This is a genomic window from Mesobacillus sp. AQ2 (assembly GCF_030122805.1).
GTDB classification, from domain to species: Bacteria; Bacillota; Bacilli; order Bacillales; family Cytobacillaceae; genus Mesobacillus; species Mesobacillus oceanisediminis_A.
Genome location: NZ_CP126080.1, coordinates 501,558 through 528,377 on the forward strand (window position 1 = coordinate 501,558; position 26,820 = coordinate 528,377).

The 26,820-nt window shown below is 41.1% G+C and carries 26 protein-coding genes and 2 riboswitches; of the genes, 17 read left to right on the forward strand and 9 right to left on the reverse strand.

The features are described from left to right. Positions 1-94: 94 nt before the first annotated feature. Positions 95-250, reverse strand: coding sequence for a hypothetical protein (locus tag QNH36_RS02550; RefSeq protein ID WP_186326841.1), 156 nt, complete (start codon positions 248-250; stop codon positions 95-97). 189 nt (positions 251-439) lie between these two features. Then, positions 440-589: riboswitch (cyclic di-AMP (ydaO/yuaA leader) on the forward strand. 97 nt (positions 590-686) lie between these two features. On the opposite strand from QNH36_RS02550, the gene QNH36_RS02555 reads away from it, so the two are divergent. Continuing rightward, on the forward strand, positions 687-2,036 hold the full coding sequence (locus QNH36_RS02555) for a TrkH family potassium uptake protein (RefSeq protein WP_251544950.1): 1,350 nt from the start codon (positions 687-689) through the stop codon (positions 2,034-2,036). A gap of 44 nt (positions 2,037-2,080) precedes the next feature. Here QNH36_RS02555 and QNH36_RS02560 read toward each other — a convergent pair whose 3' ends face one another. From QNH36_RS02560 to QNH36_RS02570, 3 genes are all read right to left on the reverse strand, one after another. Then, the gene (locus tag QNH36_RS02560; RefSeq protein ID WP_251544951.1) at positions 2,081-2,527 is read right to left on the reverse strand and encodes a GNAT family N-acetyltransferase; all 447 of its coding nucleotides are present in this window, start codon (positions 2,525-2,527) and stop codon (positions 2,081-2,083) included. A 495-nt stretch (positions 2,528-3,022) separates the two neighbouring features. After that, positions 3,023-3,790, reverse strand: a complete 768-nt coding sequence (locus QNH36_RS02565; RefSeq protein WP_283904610.1) for a DUF1129 family protein — start codon at positions 3,788-3,790, stop codon at positions 3,023-3,025. A 181-nt stretch (positions 3,791-3,971) separates the two neighbouring features. Next, entirely contained in the window at positions 3,972-4,316 is a 345-nt protein-coding gene (locus QNH36_RS02570) for a PadR family transcriptional regulator (RefSeq protein WP_144480139.1), read from the reverse strand. A 188-nt stretch (positions 4,317-4,504) separates the two neighbouring features. Between QNH36_RS02570 and QNH36_RS02575 the strand changes: the two genes are divergently transcribed. The 6 genes from QNH36_RS02575 (at position 4,505) to QNH36_RS02600 (ending at position 9,805) form a co-directional block, all read left to right on the forward strand. After that, complete coding sequence (locus QNH36_RS02575; protein ID WP_283904611.1) at positions 4,505-5,488, forward strand: c-type cytochrome; 984 nt, start codon at positions 4,505-4,507, stop codon at positions 5,486-5,488. Between the two features lie 145 nt (positions 5,489-5,633). After that, the gene (locus tag QNH36_RS02580) at positions 5,634-5,819 is read left to right on the forward strand and encodes a hypothetical protein (protein WP_283904612.1); all 186 of its coding nucleotides are present in this window, start codon (positions 5,634-5,636) and stop codon (positions 5,817-5,819) included. A gap of 83 nt (positions 5,820-5,902) precedes the next feature. Then, a complete protein-coding gene (locus QNH36_RS02585; RefSeq protein WP_144480135.1) occupies positions 5,903-7,972 on the forward strand; it encodes a DUF4179 domain-containing protein in 2,070 nt (689 codons plus the stop codon). Between the two features lie 191 nt (positions 7,973-8,163). Continuing rightward, positions 8,164-8,754, forward strand: a complete 591-nt coding sequence (locus QNH36_RS02590) for an MEDS domain-containing protein (RefSeq protein ID WP_144480133.1) — start codon at positions 8,164-8,166, stop codon at positions 8,752-8,754. A gap of 521 nt (positions 8,755-9,275) precedes the next feature. Beyond that, positions 9,276-9,419, forward strand: a complete 144-nt coding sequence (locus tag QNH36_RS02595) for a hypothetical protein (RefSeq protein WP_283904613.1) — start codon at positions 9,276-9,278, stop codon at positions 9,417-9,419. Positions 9,420-9,544: 125 nt separating this feature from the next. Next, on the forward strand, positions 9,545-9,805 hold the full coding sequence (locus QNH36_RS02600; RefSeq protein ID WP_283904614.1) for a hypothetical protein: 261 nt from the start codon (positions 9,545-9,547) through the stop codon (positions 9,803-9,805). Positions 9,806-9,861: 56 nt separating this feature from the next. Here the strand turns inward: QNH36_RS02600 and QNH36_RS02605 are convergent, their stop codons facing one another. The 3 genes from QNH36_RS02605 to QNH36_RS02615 form a co-directional block, all read right to left on the reverse strand. Then, positions 9,862-11,745, reverse strand: a complete 1,884-nt coding sequence (locus QNH36_RS02605) for a M48 family metalloprotease (protein ID WP_283904615.1) — start codon at positions 11,743-11,745, stop codon at positions 9,862-9,864. Between the two features lie 302 nt (positions 11,746-12,047). After that, positions 12,048-12,503, reverse strand: a complete 456-nt coding sequence (locus tag QNH36_RS02610) for a GNAT family N-acetyltransferase (RefSeq protein WP_144480127.1) — start codon at positions 12,501-12,503, stop codon at positions 12,048-12,050. 122 nt (positions 12,504-12,625) lie between these two features. Further along, positions 12,626-13,171, reverse strand: a complete 546-nt coding sequence (locus tag QNH36_RS02615; protein ID WP_283904616.1) for a GNAT family N-acetyltransferase — start codon at positions 13,169-13,171, stop codon at positions 12,626-12,628. 136 nt (positions 13,172-13,307) lie between these two features. Here QNH36_RS02615 and QNH36_RS02620 point away from each other — a divergent pair, with 136 nt between their 5' ends. Both QNH36_RS02620 and QNH36_RS02625 read left to right on the forward strand, forming a co-directional pair. Next, positions 13,308-13,526, forward strand: a complete 219-nt coding sequence (locus tag QNH36_RS02620) for a hypothetical protein (protein WP_251544960.1) — start codon at positions 13,308-13,310, stop codon at positions 13,524-13,526. 249 nt (positions 13,527-13,775) lie between these two features. Further along, complete coding sequence (locus QNH36_RS02625; protein ID WP_283904617.1) at positions 13,776-14,246, forward strand: peptide-methionine (S)-S-oxide reductase; 471 nt, start codon at positions 13,776-13,778, stop codon at positions 14,244-14,246. Between the two features lie 84 nt (positions 14,247-14,330). On the opposite strand, the gene QNH36_RS02630 is transcribed toward QNH36_RS02625, so the two are convergent. Beyond that, entirely contained in the window at positions 14,331-14,963 is a 633-nt protein-coding gene (locus QNH36_RS02630; protein ID WP_144480121.1) for a flavodoxin family protein, read from the reverse strand. Positions 14,964-15,521: 558 nt separating this feature from the next. On the opposite strand from QNH36_RS02630, the gene QNH36_RS02635 reads away from it, so the two are divergent. Both QNH36_RS02635 and QNH36_RS02640 read left to right on the forward strand, forming a co-directional pair. After that, positions 15,522-15,890: an ArsR/SmtB family transcription factor gene (locus QNH36_RS02635; protein WP_144480119.1), complete on the forward strand. Its 369-nt coding sequence runs from the start codon at positions 15,522-15,524 to the stop codon at positions 15,888-15,890. Continuing rightward, a complete protein-coding gene (locus QNH36_RS02640; RefSeq protein ID WP_283904618.1) occupies positions 15,883-18,012 on the forward strand; it encodes a heavy metal translocating P-type ATPase in 2,130 nt (709 codons plus the stop codon). Before QNH36_RS02635 ends, QNH36_RS02640 begins: the two co-directional genes overlap by 8 nt. A gap of 833 nt (positions 18,013-18,845) precedes the next feature. Here the strand turns inward: QNH36_RS02640 and QNH36_RS02645 are convergent. Then, on the reverse strand, positions 18,846-19,346 hold the full coding sequence (locus QNH36_RS02645; RefSeq protein ID WP_144480115.1) for a ferritin: 501 nt from the start codon (positions 19,344-19,346) through the stop codon (positions 18,846-18,848). Positions 19,347-19,534: 188 nt separating this feature from the next. Between QNH36_RS02645 and QNH36_RS02650 the strand changes: the two genes are divergently transcribed. The 6 genes from QNH36_RS02650 to QNH36_RS02675 all read left to right on the forward strand — a co-directional run bounded on the left by QNH36_RS02650 (position 19,535) and on the right by QNH36_RS02675 (position 26,750). Further along, entirely contained in the window at positions 19,535-20,551 is a 1,017-nt protein-coding gene (locus QNH36_RS02650; protein WP_144480113.1) for a DUF3231 family protein, read from the forward strand. Between the two features lie 634 nt (positions 20,552-21,185). Next, the gene (locus QNH36_RS02655) at positions 21,186-21,995 is read left to right on the forward strand and encodes a class I SAM-dependent methyltransferase (protein WP_251544964.1); all 810 of its coding nucleotides are present in this window, start codon (positions 21,186-21,188) and stop codon (positions 21,993-21,995) included. Between the two features lie 302 nt (positions 21,996-22,297). After that, a riboswitch (cyclic di-AMP (ydaO/yuaA leader) is annotated at positions 22,298-22,434 on the forward strand. Positions 22,435-22,520: 86 nt separating this feature from the next. Further along, complete coding sequence (locus tag QNH36_RS02660) at positions 22,521-23,744, forward strand: dicarboxylate/amino acid:cation symporter (protein WP_283904619.1); 1,224 nt, start codon at positions 22,521-22,523, stop codon at positions 23,742-23,744. 1,127 nt (positions 23,745-24,871) lie between these two features. Further along, complete coding sequence (locus QNH36_RS02665) at positions 24,872-25,726, forward strand: alpha/beta fold hydrolase (RefSeq protein WP_283904620.1); 855 nt, start codon at positions 24,872-24,874, stop codon at positions 25,724-25,726. 283 nt (positions 25,727-26,009) lie between these two features. Beyond that, positions 26,010-26,444, forward strand: coding sequence for an NUDIX hydrolase (locus QNH36_RS02670; RefSeq protein WP_283904621.1), 435 nt, complete (start codon positions 26,010-26,012; stop codon positions 26,442-26,444). Positions 26,445-26,495: 51 nt separating this feature from the next. After that, entirely contained in the window at positions 26,496-26,750 is a 255-nt protein-coding gene (locus QNH36_RS02675) for a hypothetical protein (protein ID WP_283904622.1), read from the forward strand. Positions 26,751-26,820: the final 70 nt, after the last annotated feature.

Consider the following 26,820-nt stretch of genomic DNA (forward strand, 5'->3'; position numbering starts at 1 on the left):
ATTAAGAAAGAAGCTAGAAAAAGTGGAGCAATGAGAAGTACAAAAATGGACAAAACGATTATGAACATAGAAAAAACCACTCTAAAGTGGTTTTTTAATCCCGCATGGCTCCTGCTTCCCGGGAGGTCATCGCTCCCTGGCCTGCCTGTACATCTTTTTGGATTTGCTGTTTTACTTGCTGTGCATCTGTGCCTGCAAATCCGGCAGTTGCAGCATTGCCGCTTTTTGCTTTTTGTTGATTCTGTTGCATATTATGGATTCCTCCTCAGTTATCGTTTTATCAGCATTAGTATTTACTAAAGTAGTATCAATATGTGCTCGTATCTTGCCTAAGTTAGACGGAAGAACTGTCCTATCGCCTCCAATCTGGGCTAAACTGTAAAATGGGCATTGACACCAAAATGATATAGGAGTAATTTATATGTATTCATTTTAATAACAAACCTTTTTGCTGAATCCTATGAGCGGGGGAACCATTTTTGGATAAATTGATTTTATCTTGGGGTGAATTTTAGCGTGTGCAGCTAAAAGGGGATGCTCTCAATCCCTAATCCGACAGCTAACTCCGTAAGCGCGGTTGGGAGAAGGGTCTTATGGCCATTCTTTATTTGGGATGGTTTTTTTGTGGTTTTTTAAGGGATGGGGATTCTATCCCGTATAAGTTGAAAAGTAAAGAAGGGGTATCTTTGGTCAATATTTTGAGAAGGAATCGCTTAAAGCCGGCTCAGATCATTGTTTTGTTTTATGTTTTCGCTGTTTTGATCTCGGCTGCGTTACTTAGCTTGCCAATCGCGTTGAAGCCGGGGGTGAGCTGGACATTCATTGATGTCTTGTTTACAGCAGTGAGTGCGGTGAGTGTAACCGGTCTTGCTGTCGTGTCTACGCCGGATACCTTCAGCACAACCGGCATTTTTATCCTAATGTTCATCCTCCAGTTTGGTGGAATCGGAATCATGACGCTCGGTACATTTTTTTGGCTGGTGCTGCGAAAAAAAATCGGCCTTAAAGACCGGCAGTTAATCATGACGGACCAGAACCAATCCCAAATGTCGGGCCTGGTCAAACTGATGAGGCAGATTTTGATTATCATCCTGTTGATTGAAGCACTGGGAGCGTTGATTTTAGGGACTTATTTTCTAGGGTATTTTCCGACATGGGAGGAAGCGTATCTTCAGGGAGCGTTTGCGGCTGTCAGTGCAACGACCAATGCGGGATTTGATATTACGGGAAGCTCGATGATTCCGTTTGCGAATGATTACTTTGTGCAGACTGTGAACATTATTCTGCTGACCCTGGGTGCGATTGGATTCCCTGTCTTGGTCGAATTGAAGGAATTTTTCCTGAATCGCAAAAAACACAATCGAACCCATTTTTCTTTGTATACCAAGGTGACTTCCTTGACCTTTTTTGCACTGATGTTCTTCGGTGCATTCGCCATCTTGCTGTTTGAGTATAATCACTTTTTTAAAGATTATAATTGGCATGAATCCTTCTTCTTTGCCTGGTTTCAATCGTCATCCACCAGGAATGGCGGCCTTGCTACGATGAATGTCAGTGATTTTTCTGACCCGACATTGCTGCTTCTTTGCTTCTTAATGTTCATCGGGGCTTCGCCAAGCTCGGTGGGCGGGGGAATACGGACGACGACTTTCGCTGTAATATTATTGGTCATTATCAACTTTGCAAAAGGGCATAACTCGATCAAGGTATTTGGCCGTGAATTGCATGAAGAAGATATCCGGAAATCAGTGGTCGTAAGCTTTTTGGCGATCATCCTCTGTTTTGCTGCGGTGGTCATTTTGAATGCAACAGAGAAGTTCTCGATGATGGAAATCATGTTCGAGGTCAGTTCTGCTTTCGGAACAACTGGCTTGTCAATGGGGATAACACCTGATCTGAGTTACGCAGGGAAGGTCGTCATCATTGCCATGATGTTTATCGGAAGAATCGGGATCCTGTCCTTCATTTTCTTGTTTAACCGTGGAAAAGCAGAGCCTAAATGCCATTATCCGAAAGAAAGATTGATTGTGGGGTAAAAGTAAAAAAACGCTGTTGAGCCTCAACAGCGTTTTTTTTGATATTATAAAGAAATCTTCATGAATTTGCTGACATCCTTAAATCCCATTTTCTCATATAACTTTATTGCTTTTTCATTGTGTGAATAGACGTTCAGCCTTACATCGCTATATCCGTTTTTACGAAACTCCTTAAACGCTTCTTCCATCAATAATTTGGAATAGCCTTTGCCTCTGTAGGGCGCTTTTACATATAAATCATTGATCCAGCCGATTTCATCCCCCGTTAAGTAATCGAATGCTTTATCAATTTGAACCCAGCCAATAAGTGTGTCGGCATCCATCAAGCAAACAAAATAAGCATTATATTTCGCAGAATGCTCATATGCTTCAATCATTTTTTGCTGATTATCTTCTGAATCGTGATTTGTTGCTTCTTTACGGTTGACTCCAGCATATTCATAGATTTCGTGCAGCTCCATTTCGTCAGCGATTTTAAAGCTCAGCGCCATGCGTTCACCCTCTCAAAATGACTATAGATTTTAGCCTTATTATATACGACAATTGTTCACGAAGTCCTTCTTGGTGAAACCCTGCTAATTGGTTAATGCCATCATTATCTGCAGTTTGACCATGAAAAGGGTGCTCAAGACTGTATTTTTAAAAAATGTCGTTCTATTTCAGTATAGAATCTGTTTACATCCTTGTTTGAAAGGCATTAGCGTTCCTATTTGGACCTGCTTGCCATGTTTTTGGCGAAAAAATAATTTTATTGGCGATGTTCACAACTTTTTTGGCGACTTGGAAATTTTCTTTGATTTTTACCAGTTCGGCTGTGCATAGGTGCATCCAATTTTTCTTGGAACAACCAGCATATTAAAGTCAGCCTCGGCGGTGCAATAACCGTTGAGTGCAGGATTTTTGTTGACAATGAATTGATTTATCCTGAGCATGAGATCCACTAAAATACAGAAAGGAGCTTAACTTAGTTGAGCTCCTTTGAAATATTAAATTTTCTTTTGCTCTTTTTTTCTCTGGTAAAAATAGATGGCGATTAACACAGCTGATGCAAGTAAAAATGTAAGGATAATAATCGTGATGTACAGGGAATCATTGTTTGTTTCATCCGGGATGAATCGGGTGGCAATTGAACCAATGGATATAAATAAAGGAATCAGGACAGTGAACCAGGTTTTGGTGTAAAGAGCTGCACCAATGAAAATCACAGCACAGAGGACGATGATCCAGTTGTTTTGCGCTGGGGTTGCAATAAAGGTGGGTTCGAAATCCTGTGCTTTGTACCAGAGCAGGAATACCACGATTAAACTGGTTGTCGCTATAGAGATACCGAAAAAAATAACATAGCCCCATTTAGAATGAAAGAATTTTGGCAGCACCTTGAATAAGAATAAACCGTAGGTCAGGATGCCTATGCCGCTAATGATAATTGCAAACCAGATGGTGCCTTGAGAAACGGAAAACGTCCCTTCGATTGCCGGCCCAATGCTTAAATAGGCTGTGATCATCAGGATCATCAATGGAACAAGGCCGGCCAACTGACCATAATCGGTCTTCATTGATTCGCCGATGCTCTTCATATAATTCTTCGGACTGTCTCCGATGATATGGCTGACATCCTTGCCGGCAGCTTCTGCCTCCATTAAATGCACTTCAAGTTCTTCGGTGATTTCATTGATTTCCTGGTCGTTTTTCCCCTTTGAGATCAAATACATCCGCAGTTCCACTAAAAATTGTTCCGCTTTTTTCGAGACCATCCCATCGTTTCCCCCTTTTGTTTAGGCTCTTTTCTCAAACTTTTTTGCTATTGGCTACACCATAGAAGTGAATGAACTATGCTTCTTCTTTAAGTAGATTCTTGCTATGAGAAAAGAGCATACCAACTTAATACCGACCTACAAAATAGCTTTGTATTACGTTAAAATTGGCTTTAGGATTTTAACAACTATCATTACGAAAATAGCCTTTATTCAATACATTGTTCACCGAGGCGCTCAGCTGCGTCCACCGGATGATGAATTGCTCCAATTCCTGCTCACCTTTTTCGGTCAATGTGTAATATTTACGTTTCGGCCCAGCAGTGGATTTCCTTAGCGTTGTGCTCACCAGGCCTTCTTTTTGCATCCTCAGCAGCAGGGGATAGATCGTCCCTTCGCTAAAAGAATGGAAGCCATAGGACTCTAGCTTGGCGGCCAATTCATACCCATAGATTTCGCCCTCTTTGATGATGGATAAAAGGCATCCATCCAGGATCCCTTTGAGCATTTGTGTCGTATCAGCCATATAGAAGGCTCCTTTCAGTAGCTTGTATTGCAAGGTATTTGATGCGAAGAGTGGTACCTTGTATTACAAGATATACATATACTCTACATTACGGTATCTTGCAATGCAAGGGTTAAAAACTTCTCGGCGAATAATTTCGATAAAAAATTAAGAAGCTATTATATGAAATTATTTTAGGAGTTGAAAAAATGCGGAAGAAGCCAATTTGGGTAGTTTTTTTGATGTTGGCGCTTGTGTTTTCATTTGCAGCCTGCAGCAATGATAATGCCCATAAAGATCCTGAAGAGAGTCAAAGCAAGAATACGGAAGGAAAGACGAATGAGCAGGCCGCTGACAGTAAAAAGGGCGGGGGAGAAAATGAAGGCGGGGATGCGGCTTATAATCCGCCGTCAATGGACGATCTCGATCCGAAAAATCCCATGACCGAATACATTACATATGGGCAAAAAGTATTCCATGAAACGGATACTGTTCTGGATGGATATGTCGGGAACCAGTTGTCCTGTTCCAGCTGCCATGCCGATGCAGGGCTTGCGAAGTCTGCTTCGATGGTGGGGGTGACCACTCAATTTCCTCAATACCGGCCGAGGGAAGGTGTTGTTTATACGCTTGAAGACCGAGTAAATGGCTGTATGGTCCGAAGCATGAATGGAAAAAAGCTGCCTAATGACAGCAAAGAGATGCGGTCGATGATTTCCTATCTGACTTATATCTCAGAGGGGATTGAAGTTGGCACTGAGCTCCCGTGGAGAATGCAGAACACGATGAAAGAAATCCCGCTGCCGAAAGTCGAGGATGGCGAGAGACTGTATACCGAAAAAGGCTGTGTCGCCTGCCACGGTGAAAATGGCGAAGGGAAAGGTGCGACAATTGGACCGTCCCTATGGGGAGAAAACTCCTTCAACGATGGGGCAGGAATGGGAAGATTGTCAAAAATAGCAGGGTATATCCAGAATAATATGCCGCCGAATGGCGGAACCTTAACGGATCAGGAAGCAGCAAATCTTGCAGCTTTTATCCTTTCCCAGGATCGTCCGGTCTGGGAAGGCCATGATAAAGATTGGCCAAATGGCGGCAGACCGACAGATATCATTACCAAAGACCGCCGCGAAAAGATTCGTGCAGGAACCTTCGACTGGTCTGAGATTGATAATGTCATCCAGCCAGATTAGTCTGAAAAGAAGCAGCCAGGAGCAAAATCAATCCTGGCTGCTTTTTTATTAGGACGGTCAGAAAGAGCTCCAAAACCTATGTCTCTATTTGCCAATTTGTGGTATTGTTGAAGTGGTAGACAGTTATAAGAAAAGGGTGGTCAGCTTGAAGAAAATAATCATTTTCCTATTGATCACTTTAGCTTCTTGTAATCCTAATGAATCACTTACAAATTGGACAGACACTACCGAAAATCAGTTACCGCGTCTGGATGAAGCGAAGATCAAATATGAAATCAGAGATGCCCAGATTTGGGTTAGAGAGAAAGACTTAAAGAAAGTCATGGCTTGATGTTCTTGAAGGCAAGGTGTTTTTAAAGGTGACTGATTATTCAAAAATTATGCTCGGGATCGCTGTCCCTGGGGGGAATATAGATGATACTGGAAAAACTAGAGCCGATTTCGATAGCGGCGATCCAGGAGAAAGGGATTGAATCTGTCGTTGATTGGTTTGATCAGTATAAGAAATATTTTTATACGCTGGGCTGGTTCTATGTTCAAAACCAGCAGCAGATGGAGAATCTCTTTTACCGGTCAATTGTGAGGGTGCATAAGGAGTGGCCGAGGTATAAAGGGGATATCTCTTTTAAAATGTGGGTGACAACGATTTTTGTTCAGAACGCACGGGAGCTTTCTAAAGATGGCGGTTTGCAAGACTCTGAGAAAACAAGGGAGGACTTATTCAAAGCGATTGACCATCTTAATAATGATGATAAGGAAGCGCTTATCCTTACTTATGCAGCGAGCTTTTCCCTTGAGGAGGCATCACAAATCCTTGGGATTGCCGTGGATAAAATAAAGGGACATCTGTTCTCAGGGATTCAGTCTGTCCGGGACCAGCTGTATGGAGATGACTATCATGGCTGTGAAGAATACCATAAGCATTATATCGATTATCTGGAAAAATTGATGGATCGTCAGGCAAAGATTGAATTTGAAATGCACCTTTATTACTGCCCGGAATGCCAGGCTGATTTAGGGAGCTTTCAGGAAATGGCAATGACCAGTCTGAACCAGGTCGAGGAGGTGCAAGGACTTACGATACCTTCTCAACTCCTGGAAAACGTCAGGAAAAGGCTGTCAGAAAAAAAGGAAAACCGGCAAAAGAAGAATAAAAAGCGTAACAAGCTGGCCCTTATTTTTGCAAGTGTATTTGCATTTGTAATGGCGTTTGGTTTCATGACGGGTGCGCTGCCGAAGGTCTACTATGCATGGGCGGAAGATGATGAACAATTACGTTCCTTTTTGCAGCAAGGCCTTGGTAAAAGGCTGAGCCTGGAAGCGGAAAGTGCAGGAGTAACGGTGAAAATCAACGGGGTGGTTGCTGATGACATCCAGACGCTGGTTTTTTATGAGATTCATGCTACGGAGGAGAATAAGCAATATTTCATGGGCTTTGATGATGGAGTTTCCGTTGAGAATGAACAGGACATTATGGAAACGCAAAGCTATCCGCGGTTTTCTATTCCTGATGCTGAAGCGGGAATGAACAAAAGGGAGAAGAATGTGTTTTACGGCAAGGTTGCTCTCAGTCCGCTAAAAGAGGAGGAGGGGCTGATCAAGCTGAGGATCACCAAGATCCAGGAATTGACGAACGACACTGCATTGAGATTTGGTTTCACTCCTGGTGAGTATAAAACAGGGGATTGGTCCTTCGAATTCCCGGCAACCAAACAGCCTTCCCTGGAATACTCTGTCAATCAACAAAAAGAAATCGAGGGAGTCCCAATCAGGATTGATAAATTGACGATTGCTCCAACGACAACGATTTTACAGTATGCGATCAATACAGAAAAACTGGAGAAACGGATTGATAGGATTGATTTCCGTACTCTTGAAGTCAACAAGAACGAAGTGGAGGCTGACATGTATAGCAGCTACTTTATGGACTACCAGCAGGACAATGATTGGATTGCTTTTCAAACTTACTTCGATCCCGTTCATGGGGAAAAGCCAAAAGAGGTGAGAGCCAAGTTAAAATCGGTGTATTTATCCGTAATCCAACCTAAAACCATCGACCTTGGCGAAACCCGGCAATTCCCCCAGACAATCAAGTATGCAGGCAGTGACATCAGCATCGATAAGGTTGAAAATGGGCAGATGACCAATGTCGTAATAACAGATAACGAAATCAAAAATCGGGAATACGACTCGCTTCAGTTCGATTTTAACGACGGTTATGCAGATCAGCCAATCATCAACCATATGGAATCTAAAGGAGTGCTCATTGATAAAAATGGCATCGAATACGATGAGAATAAAGGGCCGGTCGATTATGAAAAATTGGTGGAGCCCCGCTATTTTGTCACCGAACAGACACTGGGAATCGATGGCCTCGAAAAGAATGATATGAAACTAAAGATAACGGGGTATAATGCTTTGAAATATGTGAAAGAAGTCTGGGACCTGGCGCCGGTTAAGCTGTCCGAGAAAAAAGGGGAATAAGCATACTGTGGCACGGGATGGACTTCGTGAGGATTCTGGTGTCCCGGAGAACAGGAGTGAACATGTGTTTTGAGGGGATGGGAGAACCGTCCCTTTTTGTTTTTTAAGGGTAAGTTTTTCAAAAAAAAAACAAATAGTATTCTCTTCGGAAACCGCGTAAAATGGAAGCAAACAAAAAAAGGAGTGATCACTTGAAATATAAAATGGCTCAGATGTTAGGGGACCAAAAGAATGTTCATATCCTATACTCATATGATGGTATGAGAAATTACATAGAACAGGCCATAAGATATATAGAAGAAGGTGTTCTGTCGGGGGATTATGTGATCCTGATTGAAAATGATCGGATTTACAAAATCCTGCATGCAGAACTGAACAAACGGTTAACATCAGTCCAAATGGAATTGGTTCACTGGGTCAATAACTTCGATTTTTATTATTCAAGTGGAAGTTACCATCCTCCTGCGATTACGGAGTATTTTCAAAAAACAGTCCAGCCATATGTGGAAAATGAAATTTCTTTCCGGTCATGGGCACATGTCGAGTGGGCTTCTATAAAAGAGCCTCTGAATATTATTGAAGATTTTGAGAGAATAGTAGACGATGCTGTAAACGAACTATTCTTTCCATTGATTTGCGCTTATCAAGGGGTGAAAATGCCAGAGCACCTCAGAAAAATCCTGATGGAAACACATCCTTATGTCCTGCTGGAGGATGAGCTTGTCCCATCCGAACAGTATAGTGAATTGGAGACGGTTCTGGCAGCGGAAGAAAGTAAATAAGAAGTAATTTAGAGGGGGCGGGATAACCGTCCTTTTCTTTTTTGGCGTGATTGGTATAAAATTTGCCACGATCAAATATATAAAGAATATGGACAACTACTGCTTTTCGATAAATTGGAACTATAAGGTGCTGATCGTTTGAATAGGAATAAGAATTTGCAATTAGCCATCTATTTGCTTCTAGGTTTGCTTATAGTTTTAATTGTTCATGTCATACTCCACACAAAGGTCTATGTCGTGTTTAGTGCAAGTCTTGGTTCAGTTTTCATGATTGGATTGATCATCTTTCTGATTATATACCTTTATTTAAATGGATAAAAAGGTGGGACATGGGGAAGGTTCTGGTGTCCTGGAAAAGGAATATAAAAAACTTTATGAGACGGGTGAACCGTCCTTTTGTGTTTTATTGAAACATTTTTTTTGTTTAAAACGTAAGTGTTAGTAAGAAATTCTTTATACTTCTGCTCTTAACAGGTTTTAAAAACCATCTAATATATCCAACCATTCAAAGGAGTGATTTAATGTCCAGGCATGGCCGAGATGATGATAAAAGTAAAATAGACGGTGATGACGGCTGGAATAGGGCTGTATACGGAAGTCCTACAAAGGGTGGTTGTTTTGTTTTTGTACTGATTATCATATTGATTGTCTGGTTCATGAAGTAGCCTGATGTTATAAGAATGGAGGGAACGTTCTGGGCAAAATAAAGTACGTTTTAGTCATCAGCTTAATCGTATTTTCTCTTTTGGTCCTGATATCGGTTTTGTTTACTTCCAGCATCAACAGAGATGTGATTGGTCTGGGAGGAATTGCGGCAGGTATTATTTTAATGCTGCCATCTGTTAAAATACATCGGCTATTTTTCTTTGGAGGCCGAGCTAAACAAGCAAATGAGAATTTTCCAGATGAACATCTGCAGCAAAAGGTCCTTAAACAAATCGAAAAAGAAGAACGTTTTGATGAGGAAGGTAAAACCAATATAATATTAGACTCTCTTGGATACTCAGGAATGGTGATATTCGTTCTATCTCTGTTCATTGTTCCATTATGATCGAATTCAATTTAACAGAAAAGCAGCGAAGTCCATTAGCTTCGCTGCTTCCGTTATTAAGAGACTAGTTCGTTATCCTCTACAGTATAAATCAAGGAATGTTCCACGCTTAGCATGCTTTTTCGCAAGTCCTTCTTATCGTTGAGGATAATCACACATGTATCCTCGAACTCGCCTAGACCATTAATATACTTTTCATATAAAGCTTCTTCAGCTTCATCTAGATCCGTGGTTTTCGGAAGTGACAGATCAAGTCCAAGCACGTACTGTTTACGCTCAGGAATTGAGTTGAGCTGCTTTCGTACAAGGTAAGCATTTGTGATTTCTTTGTACTGTGCGAGTTGATTCATTCCTGCGATGATTTCTTTGCTTTCTTTGTCGTGAGTGATAAAGCGGTCCTTTGGCTGGATAAAGTCGCATTCTTCGTTGGAAGCTTCTACGATTTCTTCCCACTTTTCCAGTTCCTCTCTCGTCTTTTCGAATAACTCGCTCTGTTCTGTTTCATAATAGTATCCGCATAATAGGTCAAGCCCTGGCAAACGCAATTCCCAATCGTACGACATAGCCAGGTTGATCAATTGGATTCCTTTTTCCGCTGTGTCCCTGGAATCCAGATAATACTCACCTAAAGTCATTAATGCTCCTGCGGTTCGCTGATCTTCCGAGTGTTTTTTCGCTATTTCTTCATACAATGGAATCGCGGCTTCCAGACTATTAAACTCTACTGTCAAAAAAGCTTTTTCCAGCAATTCTTCAAGGTTGGCAACTTGTTTGGCCGATAATTCTTTGAATCGCAGCTTAGAATCATTGAAGTTTTCAATTTCTTGTTTCCAGTCATCCTGATTGTGGTCCACCCACATTTTATTGAAGTCATTCAGGATCCGGCCTGGGTAGGCGAAGAAGTAATCAAGCGCAGAAGCTTGTTGTCTCTCTGGTAACAGTGCTTCTGCCCCCAGTGCTGAAAGTCTGTCTTTTAAACAAGGATGGGTATCCGTCACATAACTCTCAACTTCCAGCTGTTCGCTGAAATATTTAGTTGCTTTTTGCTCGCTAAGTGACCGGTACTGCTCGGCAAAGTTTGAATATGGCTGAGGTACACTATTGGTCTTCGCACATTCTTCAAACAATTCACTGTAAAAATCACGGTAGTAATAGGGGGCCGCCACAGAGATCATAGCTAACGCTTCTCCCATTGCCTGCTGGGATGTGACCGATGCTGCGGAGCGGTCTGCATCGTATTCTTCCTGCCTGGCCATGGCGAATGAATAGGCATCAAACCTCGGGTAATACCACTGAAAAAACTTCCTGAAAATAAAAGTGCCAAATTGTTCGTTTTCCTCAAGGGAATGCATTAAGCGCCCCCAGCTCATTCTCAAACGGTATATTCTTGCACCCAGGGCCGTATCGGAATTCGAAATATGGGCAAGTTCGTGGGCAAGAACAGCCGTAAATTGTTCCTGGGAAAGAGTCGACAGTAGCGGGATGCCGATGACCAGGACGTTCCGCTTTTTCCCGATGAATCCATAGCGTGAAATTTGGGCGACGGAGGCATTGAATTCGCTGTCGAGTACAATTTCATCAATCGGTGGTGTATTCATTTTTAGGCGCAAAGAGTCAATCATCTCAAACAGCTTAGGAGCTTCCTCCTGTTGCAGATAATACCCTTCAGGCATTTCCATTTTCACAATCAGGGCTCTGATAATGAAGAATGACAAGGTCCCCGTCAAGAGCAGAACTTTCACATTCCCAAAGGTGAAATTCCCATCCACAATCATGGCTGCTGAAATCGCCATTAAAAATAAAAATAACGACAAAAATAATGCGACATAACCAAAACCAAGACCAGTGAGCATGATGACCTTGAATCTGTAAAGCTTAGGGTTGGCAGAAGCCTGTTTTTCAAGCTTGTTCACCAGTGTTTCAAACTCTTGAATTGTCATTCTCATTCCCCTTTATTAAGTTATCGATAGTATTATAGCAGGGAGGAAGTTATTGCTAAAAGATGTTTTTTATTGGAAAAGTAAAAATTATTAGATAGGGAGGGAATTCCTTACGTCCAGAAATGAAGGCAGGGCGATTCATCCCCATTCTCTCGATGAGGGGGATGTTATTTTTCAAATGAATAAGGGGGACAGAACATATAAGAATTGGTGCTAATAATCAATCAGTATAACAACGGCCCGGTTTTATGGCTCTTTAACTGCCGCAAAACCAGGTCGCCTGTTTCTCCAGCGGCGTTACTTTACAATTCTTTCTTCATAAATAAGCTATTCGGGTCCTCGGTATAATCTGCAAAAGGCGGGCAATAATCAAAGCCGTATTTTTCATAAAGTTTCCTTGCTGGTATGAACGCTTCCATTGAACCTGTTTCCAGGCTCAGTTTTTTATAGCCGCGGCCTTTGGCTTCTGAAATGATGTGCTGAAGCATGGCCTGCGCGACACCTTTACGAAGATGGGCAGCTGCGGTTCTCATCGATTTCACTTCACCATGCTCGCGATCGAGCTCCTTCAATGCACCGCAGCCCATCAACTGGTCTCCATCCCAGACTGTCCAGAATGTAATTTCAGGTTTTTTCAACGCCTCAAGTCCGAGGGCGTGTATGCTCTCCGGCGGGGAGTGAAGTGTCATTCCATGCAAGTGCTCCCCGATTAATGCTGTCACCTTAGGACTTGTTAGATCATCCGCTTTAATTTCCATTTCGAACCTCCAGATTATTTTAAAAAAGTAGTTCAATTTCACGTTGTTTTTCCGGATCCGGGAAATCGAATGCATCATGATTAATATCATTGGAAGAAGAAAAAATGCGAATGGAACGTCCTCTATTTGGAATCACTTTTTGTATTCCTGAGAACGGTAATGAATCCATCCAGAATTTGATGGCTTATTTTAAAGCCTTTACTTATGTAGAAATTTAGCGCCGCATCATTCCCATTGGAAACATAGATGAACTGGTCGTCGATGCCGTCATATGAATCGAGCCAGCGCTTTGATTTTTCAAAGAGAACAGTTCCGATTCCCATGCTGCGATATCCGTCTTTGATATAAAATTGCGAAAGGCAGCCGACATCACTTCCCTTTACCGAATCCATATCGAAAAAAACAGCGAAATCATTCGAATAAACTTCTTTTGGGGAAACATTGCTGTACACGTATCCGACCAGCTCATCACCGTCCATCGCAGCAATGATTTGATTCGCCTTCGCGTTTTTAACCGAAGGGATCATTCTGGTTTCAAAGCTCATGCCATCAAAGAGCTCGGGACGTATAGTGGCTAGTGACTTTTGGTAGGCCATCAGCTCATTGCAAAGATGTTTCACAGTATCCATCTGCTCATCAGGGATTAACTCGTAACGAATTGCCATCATTCAACGCCCTTTCTTACAAGGTTTTTAATCTGATTATATCGTAATCCCACCATTCTCGATATCGAAAAACTAAGGTTAACAGCTTGTCATGATTAGGTACCATTGTTCATAGACTCTATCAAAAGGGGGTGTAGAGTTGAACCGCATACCTAACAGGGTGGATTATTATCTGAAAGAAAAATGTCTTTTAAGTGCCAATGTAAAACATTGGGAGCACTATATTGCAGCATTGAGGGCGAGTAATACGGTAACAATCAACAAGAAAGAATATATGGTAGAGAAAATCAATATGGTCCATGACCCATCAACCGTTGTCCTGAAAATCAGCGTTGAACCGCTTAAAATCTATGTTTGAGTATCCTTCGGGATGCTTTTTATTTTTGTTGCTGGGGACGGCTCCATCTTGTTTTGTACAAGGAGAAGGGAATATTCAGTGTGGGGGATTTTTGAAAAGTGTTGATCGGTTATTTATAATTTTCTTATGTTTATTTATAGGGATGCTTACTTTTGCTATTTTCCTATCATTCTATTATATAAATGTTCTTTAAGGACCTTTCGGTAAAATAAGACCCTATTTCACTTTTAAACAAAGAGGAGAGTCAATATGGAAATAATCTATTTTGCTGGTGGTTGTTTATGGGGGGTACAGACTTTTATAAAAACTTTGCCTGGAGTCAAGTTTACAGAAGCGGGAAGAGCGAATGGGACCAGTCAAACACTTGATGGTGATTATGATGGCTACGCCGAATGTGTGAAAACTGGATTTGATCCAAAGATTGTAACGGTCCGGGAATTGATGGGGTATTTTTTTGAAATTATTGATCCCTATAGTTTGAATAAACAAGGACAGGATGTTGGGGAGAAATACAGAACTGGAGTGTATAGTGAAAAGCCTGAACACTTAACCGAAGTGAAGGCGTTCCTTAATGAGAGAGATGATTATGACCTTATCGTTGTGGAAGTTTTACCTCTTACAAATTATGTAAGAAGTGCGGAAGAGCACCAAGATCGCTTAGCTAAATGTCCAAATGATTATTGTCATATTCCAGATGAATTATTAAGTAAATACTTATAAAAAAAGCAATCCAGTTCTGTTTGAATTGGATTGCTAATTTAGCATGCTAGTTGATTTTTCACTCCATTGTTTCTAGACATCTTATTATTGGCTGTCACTCACATTTCCTTCTGCCGGAATCGGATGTTCCTTCAGCAGCCGGGCAAAATGCAGTAAATTGTAGGCAGTGGTTTTTACGTGTTGCATCGTAAATTCGTTCTCTCTCCCGTTTGCCTCGATAAAGGAAGGGCCAGGGCCCGCTTCACCTACCCAATAGGTATCGACATTTGGAGGTATTGTAAACCCAATATGGGACAAGGCGTAAATTAGGTAGCTAGAGACATTTTTCGCTCCGTCTTCATTCCCGGTCACTGCCACTCCGCCTACCTTGTTATAGTAGATATACTGGCCTTTTTCGTTCGTAAGGCTGCTTCCGCCATACAATCTTTCCACCACTAAAGTGGCCAGACTGCTCTGTTCGCCAAGCCAAACCGGCGAGCCAAGCAAAAGGATATCCGCCTGCTTCACTTTTTCAAAGATTTCTGGCCAGTGATCCTTTTCATTAACTGCCTCATGGGTAATCCCAAAGCCGATATGGTAGTCTGCCATCCTGAGTACTTCCGTCTCCACTCCGTTTTCATCAAAAATCTTTACAATCTCGTCGATCAGCGCACGGGTATTGGATTGCTGCGTGCTGTCTTTCAAACTGCAATTCAAAACTAGCGCTTTAATGCTCATTGCTACATCTCCTTATGTCATGGTATTAGTATTTCTTTACCCTGAGGTTTTTTAAAAAAACCAGGAATCCGGTTTTGTACGCGGCATAATAGGCAGTTGAAAAGTGAATGGAAGGGCAGTTAAATAACAAGCTCAATTACAGGCTTATTTTTTGACTGATAAGTGGAAGAATATATTAAGATTTTTGCAGCTAAAGAAATTGGCTGTGCACAATATGGTTTACCTGGTTGCTATACAACATGATGCGAAGGCTCTGGACCAGCCCCAAAAAGGTATGAAAACTTTAAAAAACAGAGAATAATTGGTACACAGAAAAGAATGGGCTTCCATTCTTTTTTTAATTGTTAATTGTTTAACTAGCCTGTACTTCTTAAGTAATTACACCAGTAATTGAAACAGTACATCCTTCTAGAATCGACCCGTAAAATGCAGTCCCTTAAAATCTGACCATATCCAACCGGATCAGATCTTATAATATTCTAATAATCGTTTGACTATTTGAAATCCATTGCATATACTGATACTCAAATGAATGTTTGAATGAGAGGTGAGAATCGTTTGAAACATGATGATGTGTGTGAAATAACATGTTTTGATGGACCAAAAGTGAACAGGGTAAAGGAATCTTTATCTAAACATAATACAGTTTCTGTTTCTAAAATGTTCAAGGCATTGGCAGACGATACAAGACTAAAAATAGCTTTTGCATTAAGTGAAGAAGATGAGCTTTGTGTGTGTGACGTCGCCAATATTGTAGAGTGTACAACAGCAACTGCTTCTCATCATTTACGCCTGCTCCGCAACATGGGGCTGGCAAAACATCGTAAAGATGGAAAGCTTGTGTTTTACTCGCTGGATGATGAACATGTCAAACAACTGATTCAACTAGCCTTCACTCATGAAAAGGAGGGGAAAGTGCATGGATAAAGCGATTGAGCAATCAGCCGAAAAACATGTTTACCGTGTACAGGGATTCTCCTGAGCAGGCTGTGCTACTACGTTCGAAAAGAACGTAAAACACCTGGAGGGTGTTTCAGATGCAAGTGTTAACTTTGGCGCTTCCAAACTTGTTTTATACGGGAATGTTTCCATTGAACAACTTGAAAAGGCCGGGGCTTTCGAGAATCTTAAAGTCATACCGGAGAAGGAACGATTTGAAGAAAAGAAAGAGCCATTTTTGAAAAAGCATGCTACAGTCATCAGCTCATTTGTTTTCTTGCTGATGGGATGGATTTCCGGACAATTGAACGGTGAAGAGAATATTGCGTCCATTATTGCATACGCAGCCTCTATCTTAATAGGGGGCTATCGTCTGTTTAACACAGGATTGAAAAACCTGTTTCGATTAAATTTTGATATGAAAACCTTAATGACCATTGCCGTCATTGGTGCAGCAGTCATTGGTGAATGGGGAGAAGGTGCTACGGTTGTCATCCTGTTTGCCATCAGTGAAGCCCTTGAAACCTACTCGATGGATAAAGCCCGTCAATCCATTCGGTCATTAATGGACATTGCACCAAGGGAAGCCCTGATCAGAAGAGGCAGTCAGGAACTGATGATCCAGGTCGATGAAATTCAAATTGGAGACATCATGATTGTCAAACCCGGGCAAAAAATTGCGATGGATGGCATCGTTTTAAAGGGAACTTCTGCTGTTAACCAGGCAGCGATCACTGGAGAGTCCGTACCAGTGGCTAAAAAAATCGATGATGAAGTTTTTGCCGGAACTCTTAATGAAGAAGGACTGCTAGAGGTTAAAGTAACCAAGCATGTAGACGACACGACCATTGCGAAAATCATTCATCTGGTTGAAGAAGCTCAAGGTGAGCGAGCACCTTCACAGGCGTTTGTTGACCGCTTTGCTAAGTACTATACGCCTGTCATCATGTTAATCGCCCTTGGAGTTGCCGTACTTCCCCCGCTTTTCGGAGCTGATTGGAGCACCTGGATTTATCAAGGGTTGGCTGTACTGGTGGTCGGTTGCCCTTGCGCCCTTGTAGTTTCTACTCCTGTTTCAATTGTTACTGCAATCGGAAATGCAGCCCGGAACGGTGTATTAATTAAGGGTGGAATTCATCTGGAAGAATTGGGATCGATAAAAGCCATTGCTTTCGATAAGACAGGAACATTGACAAAAGGGGTTCCTGTCGTCACCGATTACCTTCCGCAAGATGGAGCCTCAAACGAACAATTAAAAATCATTGCTGCCCTGGAAAATGGATCACAACACCCGTTGGCTTCGGCGATCATGAAAAAGGCAGAGGAGGAAAGCCTGGATTATCAAAGTGTTGATATTACTGATTTCACCTCGATAACTGGGAAAGGGATTAAAGGGAATATCAATGGTGAGACCTATTTTGTCGGCAGTCCGAATTTGTTGGACGAAATCCTTGCTGGGGGGATTAGCGCCGAACTAAAGAAGAAAGTGGAAGCCCTGCAAAATCAGGGTAAGACTGTAATGGTTGCTGGAACGTCAACGAAAATTACCGCATTGATCGCTGTTGCAGATGAAGTGAGGGAAAATAGTCAAAAAGTGATACAAAAACTTCACTCCTTAGGTATCGAGAAAACAATCATGTTAACAGGAGATAACTCAAGGACTGCGAATGCCATTGGACAGCAAGTAGGCGTTTCGGATATTAAAGCAGAGCTTTTACCGCAGGATAAGCTTAACTACATCAAAGACCTCAGAAATGAATTTAACCGCGTATCCATGGTCGGTGATGGAGTGAACGATGCTCCTGCTCTTGCAGCCTCCACTGTTGGGGTGGCAATGGGAGGTGCGGGAACAGACACAGCATTAGAAACCGCTGATATTGCCCTGATGGCCGATGACTTAGGAAAGCTTCCCTATACGGTAAAACTAAGCAGAACAGCTTTAGCGATCATTAAACAAAATATAACCTTCGCTTTAGGCTTAAAGCTTATCGCGTTATTGCTGGTGATTCCAGGGTGGCTCACCCTTTGGATTGCAATATTCGCTGATATGGGCGCAACTTTACTTGTTACCTTGAACAGCCTAAGACTTCTCGGAGTTAAAGACAAATAAACAATAGCTTCCCAGGAATGGGAAGCTTCTTTTATGCTGATAAATGCTGATTCGAAAAAGTTTCTGTTGAGCATTAGATTTTCTTTGAGAAATTCTGAAACAAAATATCAAATATCATTGCACCTGGTAAAACGGCATCTGTGTACTGTGAAATTTGAGGATATTTCCTCTTTTTGTAACGTGTACACTTTTGTAAGTACAGGGAAAAAGACAGTAAAAGAGATAATTTCATATGTAGTCAAAATGGATTAGTGACTGTTGCACTGTTTAAGAAGACTGTAAGTTCAAAGCAGAAGAGAGATTAACCTTATGGGTTATGAGTTGGGCTCAGTGTGATTTTTTTGTTAGGAAGCCCGTTTAATAAGGGTTTAGTTTATTTAATCAAACGTTTGATTAAAATTGGAGGATTGATTGGCTGTGTTTTTCAGTAGAGATATCATGCTTTGGAAAAATACAGAGCAGATCCCTTGGTGCCCGATTCTAACTCTTTGCCATTTCCTGCATTTACACCTTAATGGTTTTGGATTTTCTTAAGGGCAGTGAGCGGGGCATTTTCTAGCTTAAGAAATGAACTTGCCATGAAATCCATCGTGTTCGCTAAAGGTATTCATTTCTATGGAAGCTATAGAAAAAAATTAAGAACGGCTGCTTTGAGGAGCCACCGCAGATGGAGGACAGAACGGCGATCATAAAGAAAGGACAGTGAGGGGCTTTGGAAAGTTCCCCTTGTATCCTTCCGTTTAAAATCCAAAAAGGCAAAGGGGATGTCCCTTTGCCTTTTAACGTGAAATTGAGATAGTTATCAGCCAGCTAAATCGTACCTATACCAAAGTTTAGCCTGCTGCCGGGGCAGCCGCTCTGGCCCCTAATTCTTGATCAATCAGTAAAAGAGCGGAAGGGTTATTTCCCGCAAGTTTAAGGCGATCAATGATGGTTTTGGCTTGTGCTTCTTCATCTATTTGTTCCCTTAAAAGGTCCTGGACGATCAAAGCAGCCTGAGGGTCGATTGGATTCACATAGTTATAGGCCTGGCGGTAAGTATTGGTGACATACTGTTCATGGCTCAATACCTTTTGAAATGTCTCAAGCGGAGTTCCGAAGTCGGTTGGCTGGGCAGGAATGCTGTTTATTTGGACTGTACCATCCCGGTCCAGGACAAAATCAACTAAGGTCAGCATATGGGTTCTCTCTTCTTCTGATTGCAGCCTTAACCAATGAGCAATACCTGTATAATTCTGTCTGGCCATAGCAGCGGACATCGCGAGGTATAAGGTTGAAGAAACATGCTCCAGTTGAATTAAATCATTAAACAAGCTTTGAAGTTCCTCATTCATTTTTTTCACTCCCCGATTTCAATAAAATCTACAGTTTAGTTTATAGGAAATGGGCATTTGTGAAACTTGTTTTATATGTTTTTATTCGGGCTCTTTTTTTCAAGGAGGTCCTAAGAATTCAAATACATTATTTGGATGGAACAGGAAAAACTATAATAACATCTTGTTGTTTTTCTGGAGGGGTATGTATGGAAGCATCAAATCAAAAGGCTCATTTAACCTGTGCGGAGATTTCGAATTTATGGGATACATATATTAACGACAGTGTTGTTAAATGTATACTGACTCATTTCCTTCAAATGGTTGATGATCCGGAAGTAAAACCACTTCTTGAATTCACGATCGAAGTGGCGGACTCTCATTTGGAAGACATTAGTGAAATTTATAAGCAGGAGGGCATCGCCAGGCCAGAAGGATTCCCGGTTGAAAAGCATGTGAATCTGTCTGCTCCACGGCTCTTTTCTGATATTTTTTACATGGAGTACATGCAGCATATGAGCAAGTTTGGCTTGACGAGCCATTCCAGTGCCATTGCGACTTCATCCAGGGATGATATCCGAGCCCTTTTTGAAAAATTCCACAAACAGGCGACGGAGCTTTATCGTGAGATTACCACACTGATGAAGAAGAAAGGGGTTTACATCCGGCCTCCATACATGAACTATCCCAAGAAGGTGGACTTCGTGGAAAAGCAAAACTTTCTGACAGGCTGGTTCGGGAAAAAGCGGCCGCTTCTGGGGAATGAGGTAAATCATCTCTATTTGACCTCGCTTCATAATGAGTTGGGGAAATCCACACTATTAGGCTTTGCCCAGGTAACCCAGGATCGTGATCTGAAATCTTATTTTTATTCAGGTGTCCAATTTTGCGACAAAATCTTGAGGGAGAGCCATCATGTTTTGATGGAAAGCAATGTCCCCAACTCGATGACCTGGGATGCTATCGTCAGTGATTCAACTGATGCGCCATATTCTGACCGGCTGATGCTCTTTGTGGTTGGCATCCTTTCCCAATTGGGAATAGCTGCTTATGGAATGGCTTTGTCCCTGAGTATGAGAAGAGATGTAGGAGCCATGTACAGCGGTTTTATTTTAAGAGCTTTAGCCTATTCCGAAGATGGAGCCCAGATGATTATTGAAAGAGGCTGGCTCGAGCAGCCTCCGATGTTTGTGGATCGGGAAAAGCTCATTAAAGGGGAAGAGTAGCAATGTTCACAGGGAAGCGCCTGATCATAGGCGCTTCTTTTTTTTAGGTTCAACGTGGAAGACACATGTAAAGCAGTTAATAAAAACTTTTCAGCCAGGAAAATGCAAGGAGTGATGACGAAAAGGAATGCTGAAAAAGCTTCATTATAACTGGGTATTCTCGGTCTCTCTTAGTGCATTTCAGGTGGGAAACCTGTAGCCTGAGCGGCCGCTTTTTATTGAATTCTTTTATTAAATTAAGGAAGTAGGTTAATTTATAGAAGGATTATTCCTTATCAGGAAGAATAATACAGTTTAGTAAAGTTTATGAAAAGATGAATTATAACGATGGATAGACAAAGACCACTTTTCTATGGAGATATAATTTACCCCAGTACCAGATGTGTTGTATTGGATGGATGATTACGATTAAGCATTTCGTTATATTGGGTTTATTATCTCCCTTATTTGTGACGCTCGGTTAATCATGGATGTAATTCCGGTCTTTTAAAAGATCTGCAGGATTTTAAAGGAAAATAAACTTGCAAGAAGGATTAAAGCACTCTTATGAAGGTCTTATTGAATAACGAGGGAGTTTAGCTTAAAAGGATATGAAGGCTTTTCATTAGATAAAAAGTGGAATATGGGTGAAATAATGAATAAAATCATTAACTATTACAATCAATTTGATGAGTGGGGAAGATTAGAGCGTGAACCAATTGAATTCCAAGTGAATTGGCATTTTATAAAAAAACATATGCCCCAAAATGGTTACGTCCTTGATAATGGTGCTGGACCCGGCAAGTATTCAATGGAACTTGCAAAAGAAGGTTATAAGGTAACACTCACGGATTTAACCCCACGATTAGTTGAAATCGCAAAAGATAAAGCTAAGGAATTGAAATTAGAAGGGCAATTCGAAGGGTTTTATGCAGCGGATGCCAGAGAGCTTAATATGATTAAAGATGAACAATTCGACGCATCGTTAATGCTTGGTCCTATGTATCATTTACAAAAAGAAGATGAACGTATCCAGGCTGTCGAAGAGTTAAATAGAGTAACCAAAAAAGGCGGACTAGTTTTCGTTGCTTTTATGCCCAGAATTAGGCACATACTTACATCGCTGATAAATCCGATGAATTGGAAGCCGAATGATAATATGGATACCATTAATCGGTTTTCTCAAACAGGTTGCTTTAACCACGCTGATGAGGGACGTTTTACAGGGGCGTATTATTTTAATATTGCAGACATCAATCCTTTTATGGAATCACAAGGATTTGAAACATTGGATTTAATAGGTTCGAATCCAGGAGCGATACTTAACAATGATAGTTGGAGTTATTGGAGAGATAAAGGTGATCAAGAAGTAAGAAAAATTATTGATTTAATAAAAGAAAAAGCTACTGACCCTAGTATTCTTGGGGTTTCAACACACTTACTTTATATTGGCAGGAAGAAGTAACATTTTAGAAAAATGGGGAAAAGAAGATAATTACAATGGAGTTGTAAACGGAGGGAATTCACCCGGCATTTTTGTTGTGAAAAAAACTGATATATCGTGACTATCAGATTTCGTCATACGTTTTAGATTTAGGTTTTATAGGGATTTTGGTCAAAATTGCAAACAATAAAATTAGTTAAAAGGCCATAAGGATCAATTAGTTATTTAGTCGGTTCCAAGGGGGGAAGATTGCCAACGGGATGAATCAGGAAAATTTTTTTTGTTCCCAAAATCGGATAAACCTGATATTATATTAAAAAAATAATACATAATCGCTTAATCCTTTGAGCGGGGGAACCAATTGTTACTTTTTTTAGTAATTGGGGTGAATCCTTAACAGGTAGGGTACTCTCAAAACCCGAACCCGACAGCTAACCTCGTAGGCGTGTTGAGAGGAAAACACTGCATTCATGCACAGTGGTTTTTGCCTCTGTGTATTTTTATTGCCTTTTTCAGGAAAATATTCACAACTTGGAGGTTACCTTTATGAAACTGTCTACCAAAATTATCATAGCCCTTATAGCCGGCGGAATCACTGGGCTGCTGATCAATCTGTTTGCACCCGGCATTTTTCCGCAGCTCGATCAGTTTGTGTTCACACCGCTGGGGAAAATCTTTTTAAACCTTATCAATATGCTCGTAGTGCCAATTGTCTTCTTTTCGATTACACTTGGAACCGCGGGACTTGGCGATCCGAAGAAGCTTGGCAGGATCGGCCTTAAAACCATTTCTTATTTCCTTATGACTACGACTATGGCTCTCATCATCGGCATCTCTCTGAGCTATGTTTTCCAGCCTGGTAATGTCGGTACTTTTGACACCGCCAATGCGGAGTTCCAGTCAAAAGAAGCTCCGCCGGTTTCTGATACGCTGTTAAATATTATCCCTAAAAATCCTATCCAAGCCTTTGCAGAAGGAAACATGCTCCAAATCATCACCTTCTCCGTCTTTGTCGGCTTCGCCCTGACCATGCTTGGCAACAAAACGAAAGGGATACTGAACCTCGTTGAACAGGGGAATGACCTGTTAATGTACTTAGTCAACCTGGTGATGAAGTTTGCACCATATGGTACATTCGGACTGATTGTTTCAGCAGTGGGCAGCCAGGGACTCGATGCCATCAAAGCCATGGGCCTTTACATGTCTGTTGTCCTGCTGGCACTTCTGATTCATTCCATTTTCGTTTACGGATCTTCGGTGGCACTGTTGGCAAAGAAAAGTCCGATTTGGTTCTTTAAAGGGTTTGCCCCGGCGATGGGCGTTGCTTTCAGTACTTCGAGCAGCAATGCTACCCTGCCGCTTTCCATGAGCACCGCACAGAAAAATCTAAAAGTCCCTGAGTCAATCAGCAGTTTCGTTCAACCGCTCGGTGCGACAATCAACATGGATGGTACGGCCATCATGCAAGGGGTAGCGACAATTTTTATCGCACAGGTATTTAACGTGGATCTGACCTTAACCCAACTGATCACCGTTGTCCTGACAGCTGTTCTGGCCAGCATAGGAACAGCGGGTGTTCCGGGAGTAGGGCTGATCATGCTGGCGATGGTCCTCCAATCCGTTAACCTGCCAGTGGAAGGGATCGCCCTGATTATCGGAATTGACCGTTTGCTAGACATGACTCGCACGGCTGTAAACATCACAGGTGATGCTGCCTGTGCCGTGATTGTAGCAGAGACGGAAGGAAAAAGAGAAACTACAAAAGCGTAAAAAAAGGAGCCGGTGAAGATTGTTAGTGGCCCGGTTCAAAACTTAGGATACGGATTTATTTGCAAGCGAATTTTTCATAATTCGCTTGTTTTTTTATTATAAGGAAAAGGCTTGCTAGGTTTTAGCGTGGGAAATAGCAGCAGATATGGCAACATGGTTTCTGAACGATGTTTTGAGTCAAGAACTAGCCACTAACTACCCGCATCATCCTGGATGATTGATAGCTTTTTGGCTTCAACCCCCGAACCTGTCAAAATACCGATGCTATCTTGACAGCTTATCAGCTTCTGCCCCAGAACCTGTCAAAATAACTATGTATTCTTGACAACTTTTCGGCTTCAACCCCCGAACCTGTCAAAATACCGATGCTATCTTGACAGCTTATCAGCTTCTGCCCCAGAACCTGTCAAAATAACTATGTATTCTTGACAACTTTTCGGCTTCAACCCCCGAACCTGTCAAAATAACAATGCTATCTTGACAACTTTTCGGCTTCAACCCCCGAACCTGTCAAAATACCGATGTATTCTTGACAACTTTTCGGCTCCTGCCCTCGGACCTGTCTAAAAAACGATGCTTTCTTGACAGCTTATCGGCTTCAACTCCAGAACCTGTCAAAATACCGATGCTTTCTTGACAGCTTATCGGCTTCAACCCCCGAACCTGTCAAAATACCGATGCTTTCTTGACAACTTTTCGGCTTCTGCCCTCGGACCTGTCCAAAAAACGATGCTTTCTTGACAGCTTATCGGCTTCTGCCCTCGGACCTGTCAAAATACCGATGTTATCTTGACAACTTTTCGGCTTCTAGCCCCGAACCTGTCAAAATAATGATGCTATCTTGACAACTTATCGGCTTCAACCCTCGGACCTGTCAAAATACCGATGCTATCTTGACAGCTTATCGGCTTCAACCGCCGAACCTGTCAAAATAATGACGCTGGATTAACATCTTCAACCAGTAATTTAGAATCATTGATATAGTGATTTAACAAACAAATCTCTTCCATATAGTTGGATACTAAGAGGGATTATTGAATGTTTTATAGAAAGTATTTAAAAGCAATGAAATGTTTGTTCCAGGACGATCAATGTAAAGATAACTAGGAAAGTAAGGAGATTCAATAATGTCCTATTGGGAAACGAGATTAATTAATACCGCACGTGGATACTTTGAGGTTTTTGTTAAGGGAGAGGGCAGTCCGATTTGCGTTACTCATCATTATTCAGAGTTTAACCATACAGGTGATTACTTCGCAGATACTTTTACAGAGAATAATATGGTCTATCTCGTGAATTTAAAGCAGGCCGGAAATTCAAGTAAGGCAAATGAGGCTCATGAGTTGAGTATGTTTGATGCTGTATACGATCTTGAAGCAATCCGGGAGGCCCTGGGTTATTCCCAGTGGAGCTTTGCCGGTCACTCAACAGGAGGTATGATAGGGGTCATTTACGGTATTCATTTTTCTGAGTCACTCACTTCACTAATAATTGTCGGGGCAGCTGCAAGGAAATATGCTAATTCATCCTCTAAATGTATCTATCATCCTGACCACCCACAGTTCGACCGAATGCAGCAGCTTATAGAGACTTTAAAAAGCACTGAATTAACACCTAGTGAAAGAGAGCGTTTCTCAAAAGAGAGAACTAAACTGTCTTTATTTCATCCAGATAAGTATGATGAATATTTTCCTTTAGGCATACATAAAAAGATGTCTGCTTCAAGAATGAATTTTTTTATTAGGGAAGAAATGATTTTTGATGTAACCCGTGAGTTAGAAAAGCTCTCAACTCCTACCTTAATTTTGAGTGGCCGACATGATGTACAATGCCCGTATTCTTTCTCCGTAGAAATGAGCGAGTTAATCCCAAGATCCCAACTAATTGTTTTTAATGAGAGCAATCATTACCCTTTCCTAGAAGAAAAGTTGTTGTTTAAACAAGTCATTTCAACTTTCTTAACAGAAACTGTTTTTTATTGAACTATTTACGCAGCAAAGTTCAATAGAAGGACAATTTATATATAGAAACTAAATGTTAGAATACAGCGAAGAAGGTTAAAACTTGGATTCAATAGAAGGTAAGCATCCATCAGTGTTTGGCAATAATTGTATAAAAAAGGAGTGTTTGGAATGGTCCTTGTTCTCACTCTTACAATAGCTGCAATTATAGGTATAATCTATGGAATAGGTAAGAAAAACAAACCTTCGATAGTCGGATCAGCCACTCTATTGGTTTTCATATTAAATAAAGAGGTACTATAAAGTGCAAAAATGGTTTGGTTCTTCAGGTGTATGTATTAATGAAAATGGTGATTTGTTAATGGTTTTGCAAGGAAAACCCGAAGAGAAAAAAACGTGGTCTATTCCATCGGGTGGAAAGGAACATAACGAAACATTCCAAGAATGTTGTGTTAGAGAAATTGAGGAAGAAACAGGTTATATTGCCGAAATAGTTGAAGAAATAAAGGTTAAAAGAGGAATTTATGAACACCTTAATATTTCATTTGAAGTCCATTATTTTTTAGTAAAGACAGTCGGTGGAAAAAGAAATTTCCAAGATCCAGATAATCTGATTTATGATATTGCTTGGAAAAACGTTGATGAAATAAAGACTTTAGAATTATCATTTCCAGAAGATAGAGATTTTTTAATGGACTACATAACGAAAGAATACAAGTCCCAATCTCTATTGAAGTAATGGGTGCGTTGATCCAGGAAGGAGATCGACCACCTTTTTTGGGAGGAAATAATGAGGAAGATCAAATACCTATTTCTAGTGATAAGCTTTTTGGGATTTTGTGTTGTTGCCGGAATATTGCATATTGAATATATAAAAGCAGATGAGTATGCAAAGTTTGACGGAAGTCTGGAGGCAGCTAAAAAAGCATTGAATTTAGAAATTATAAATTCAATATATTTCCCCGTAATACTAATCATTCATCTCACTCTTTTTATTATCTTTAAATTCAAAGGATCACGGAAATCCCTTTCAAATGAAAATTAATACCTAGATGAAATGATAACACGTCTCTCGAATTGGACTATGTAAGCACGATAATGGAATGGATTGTAAT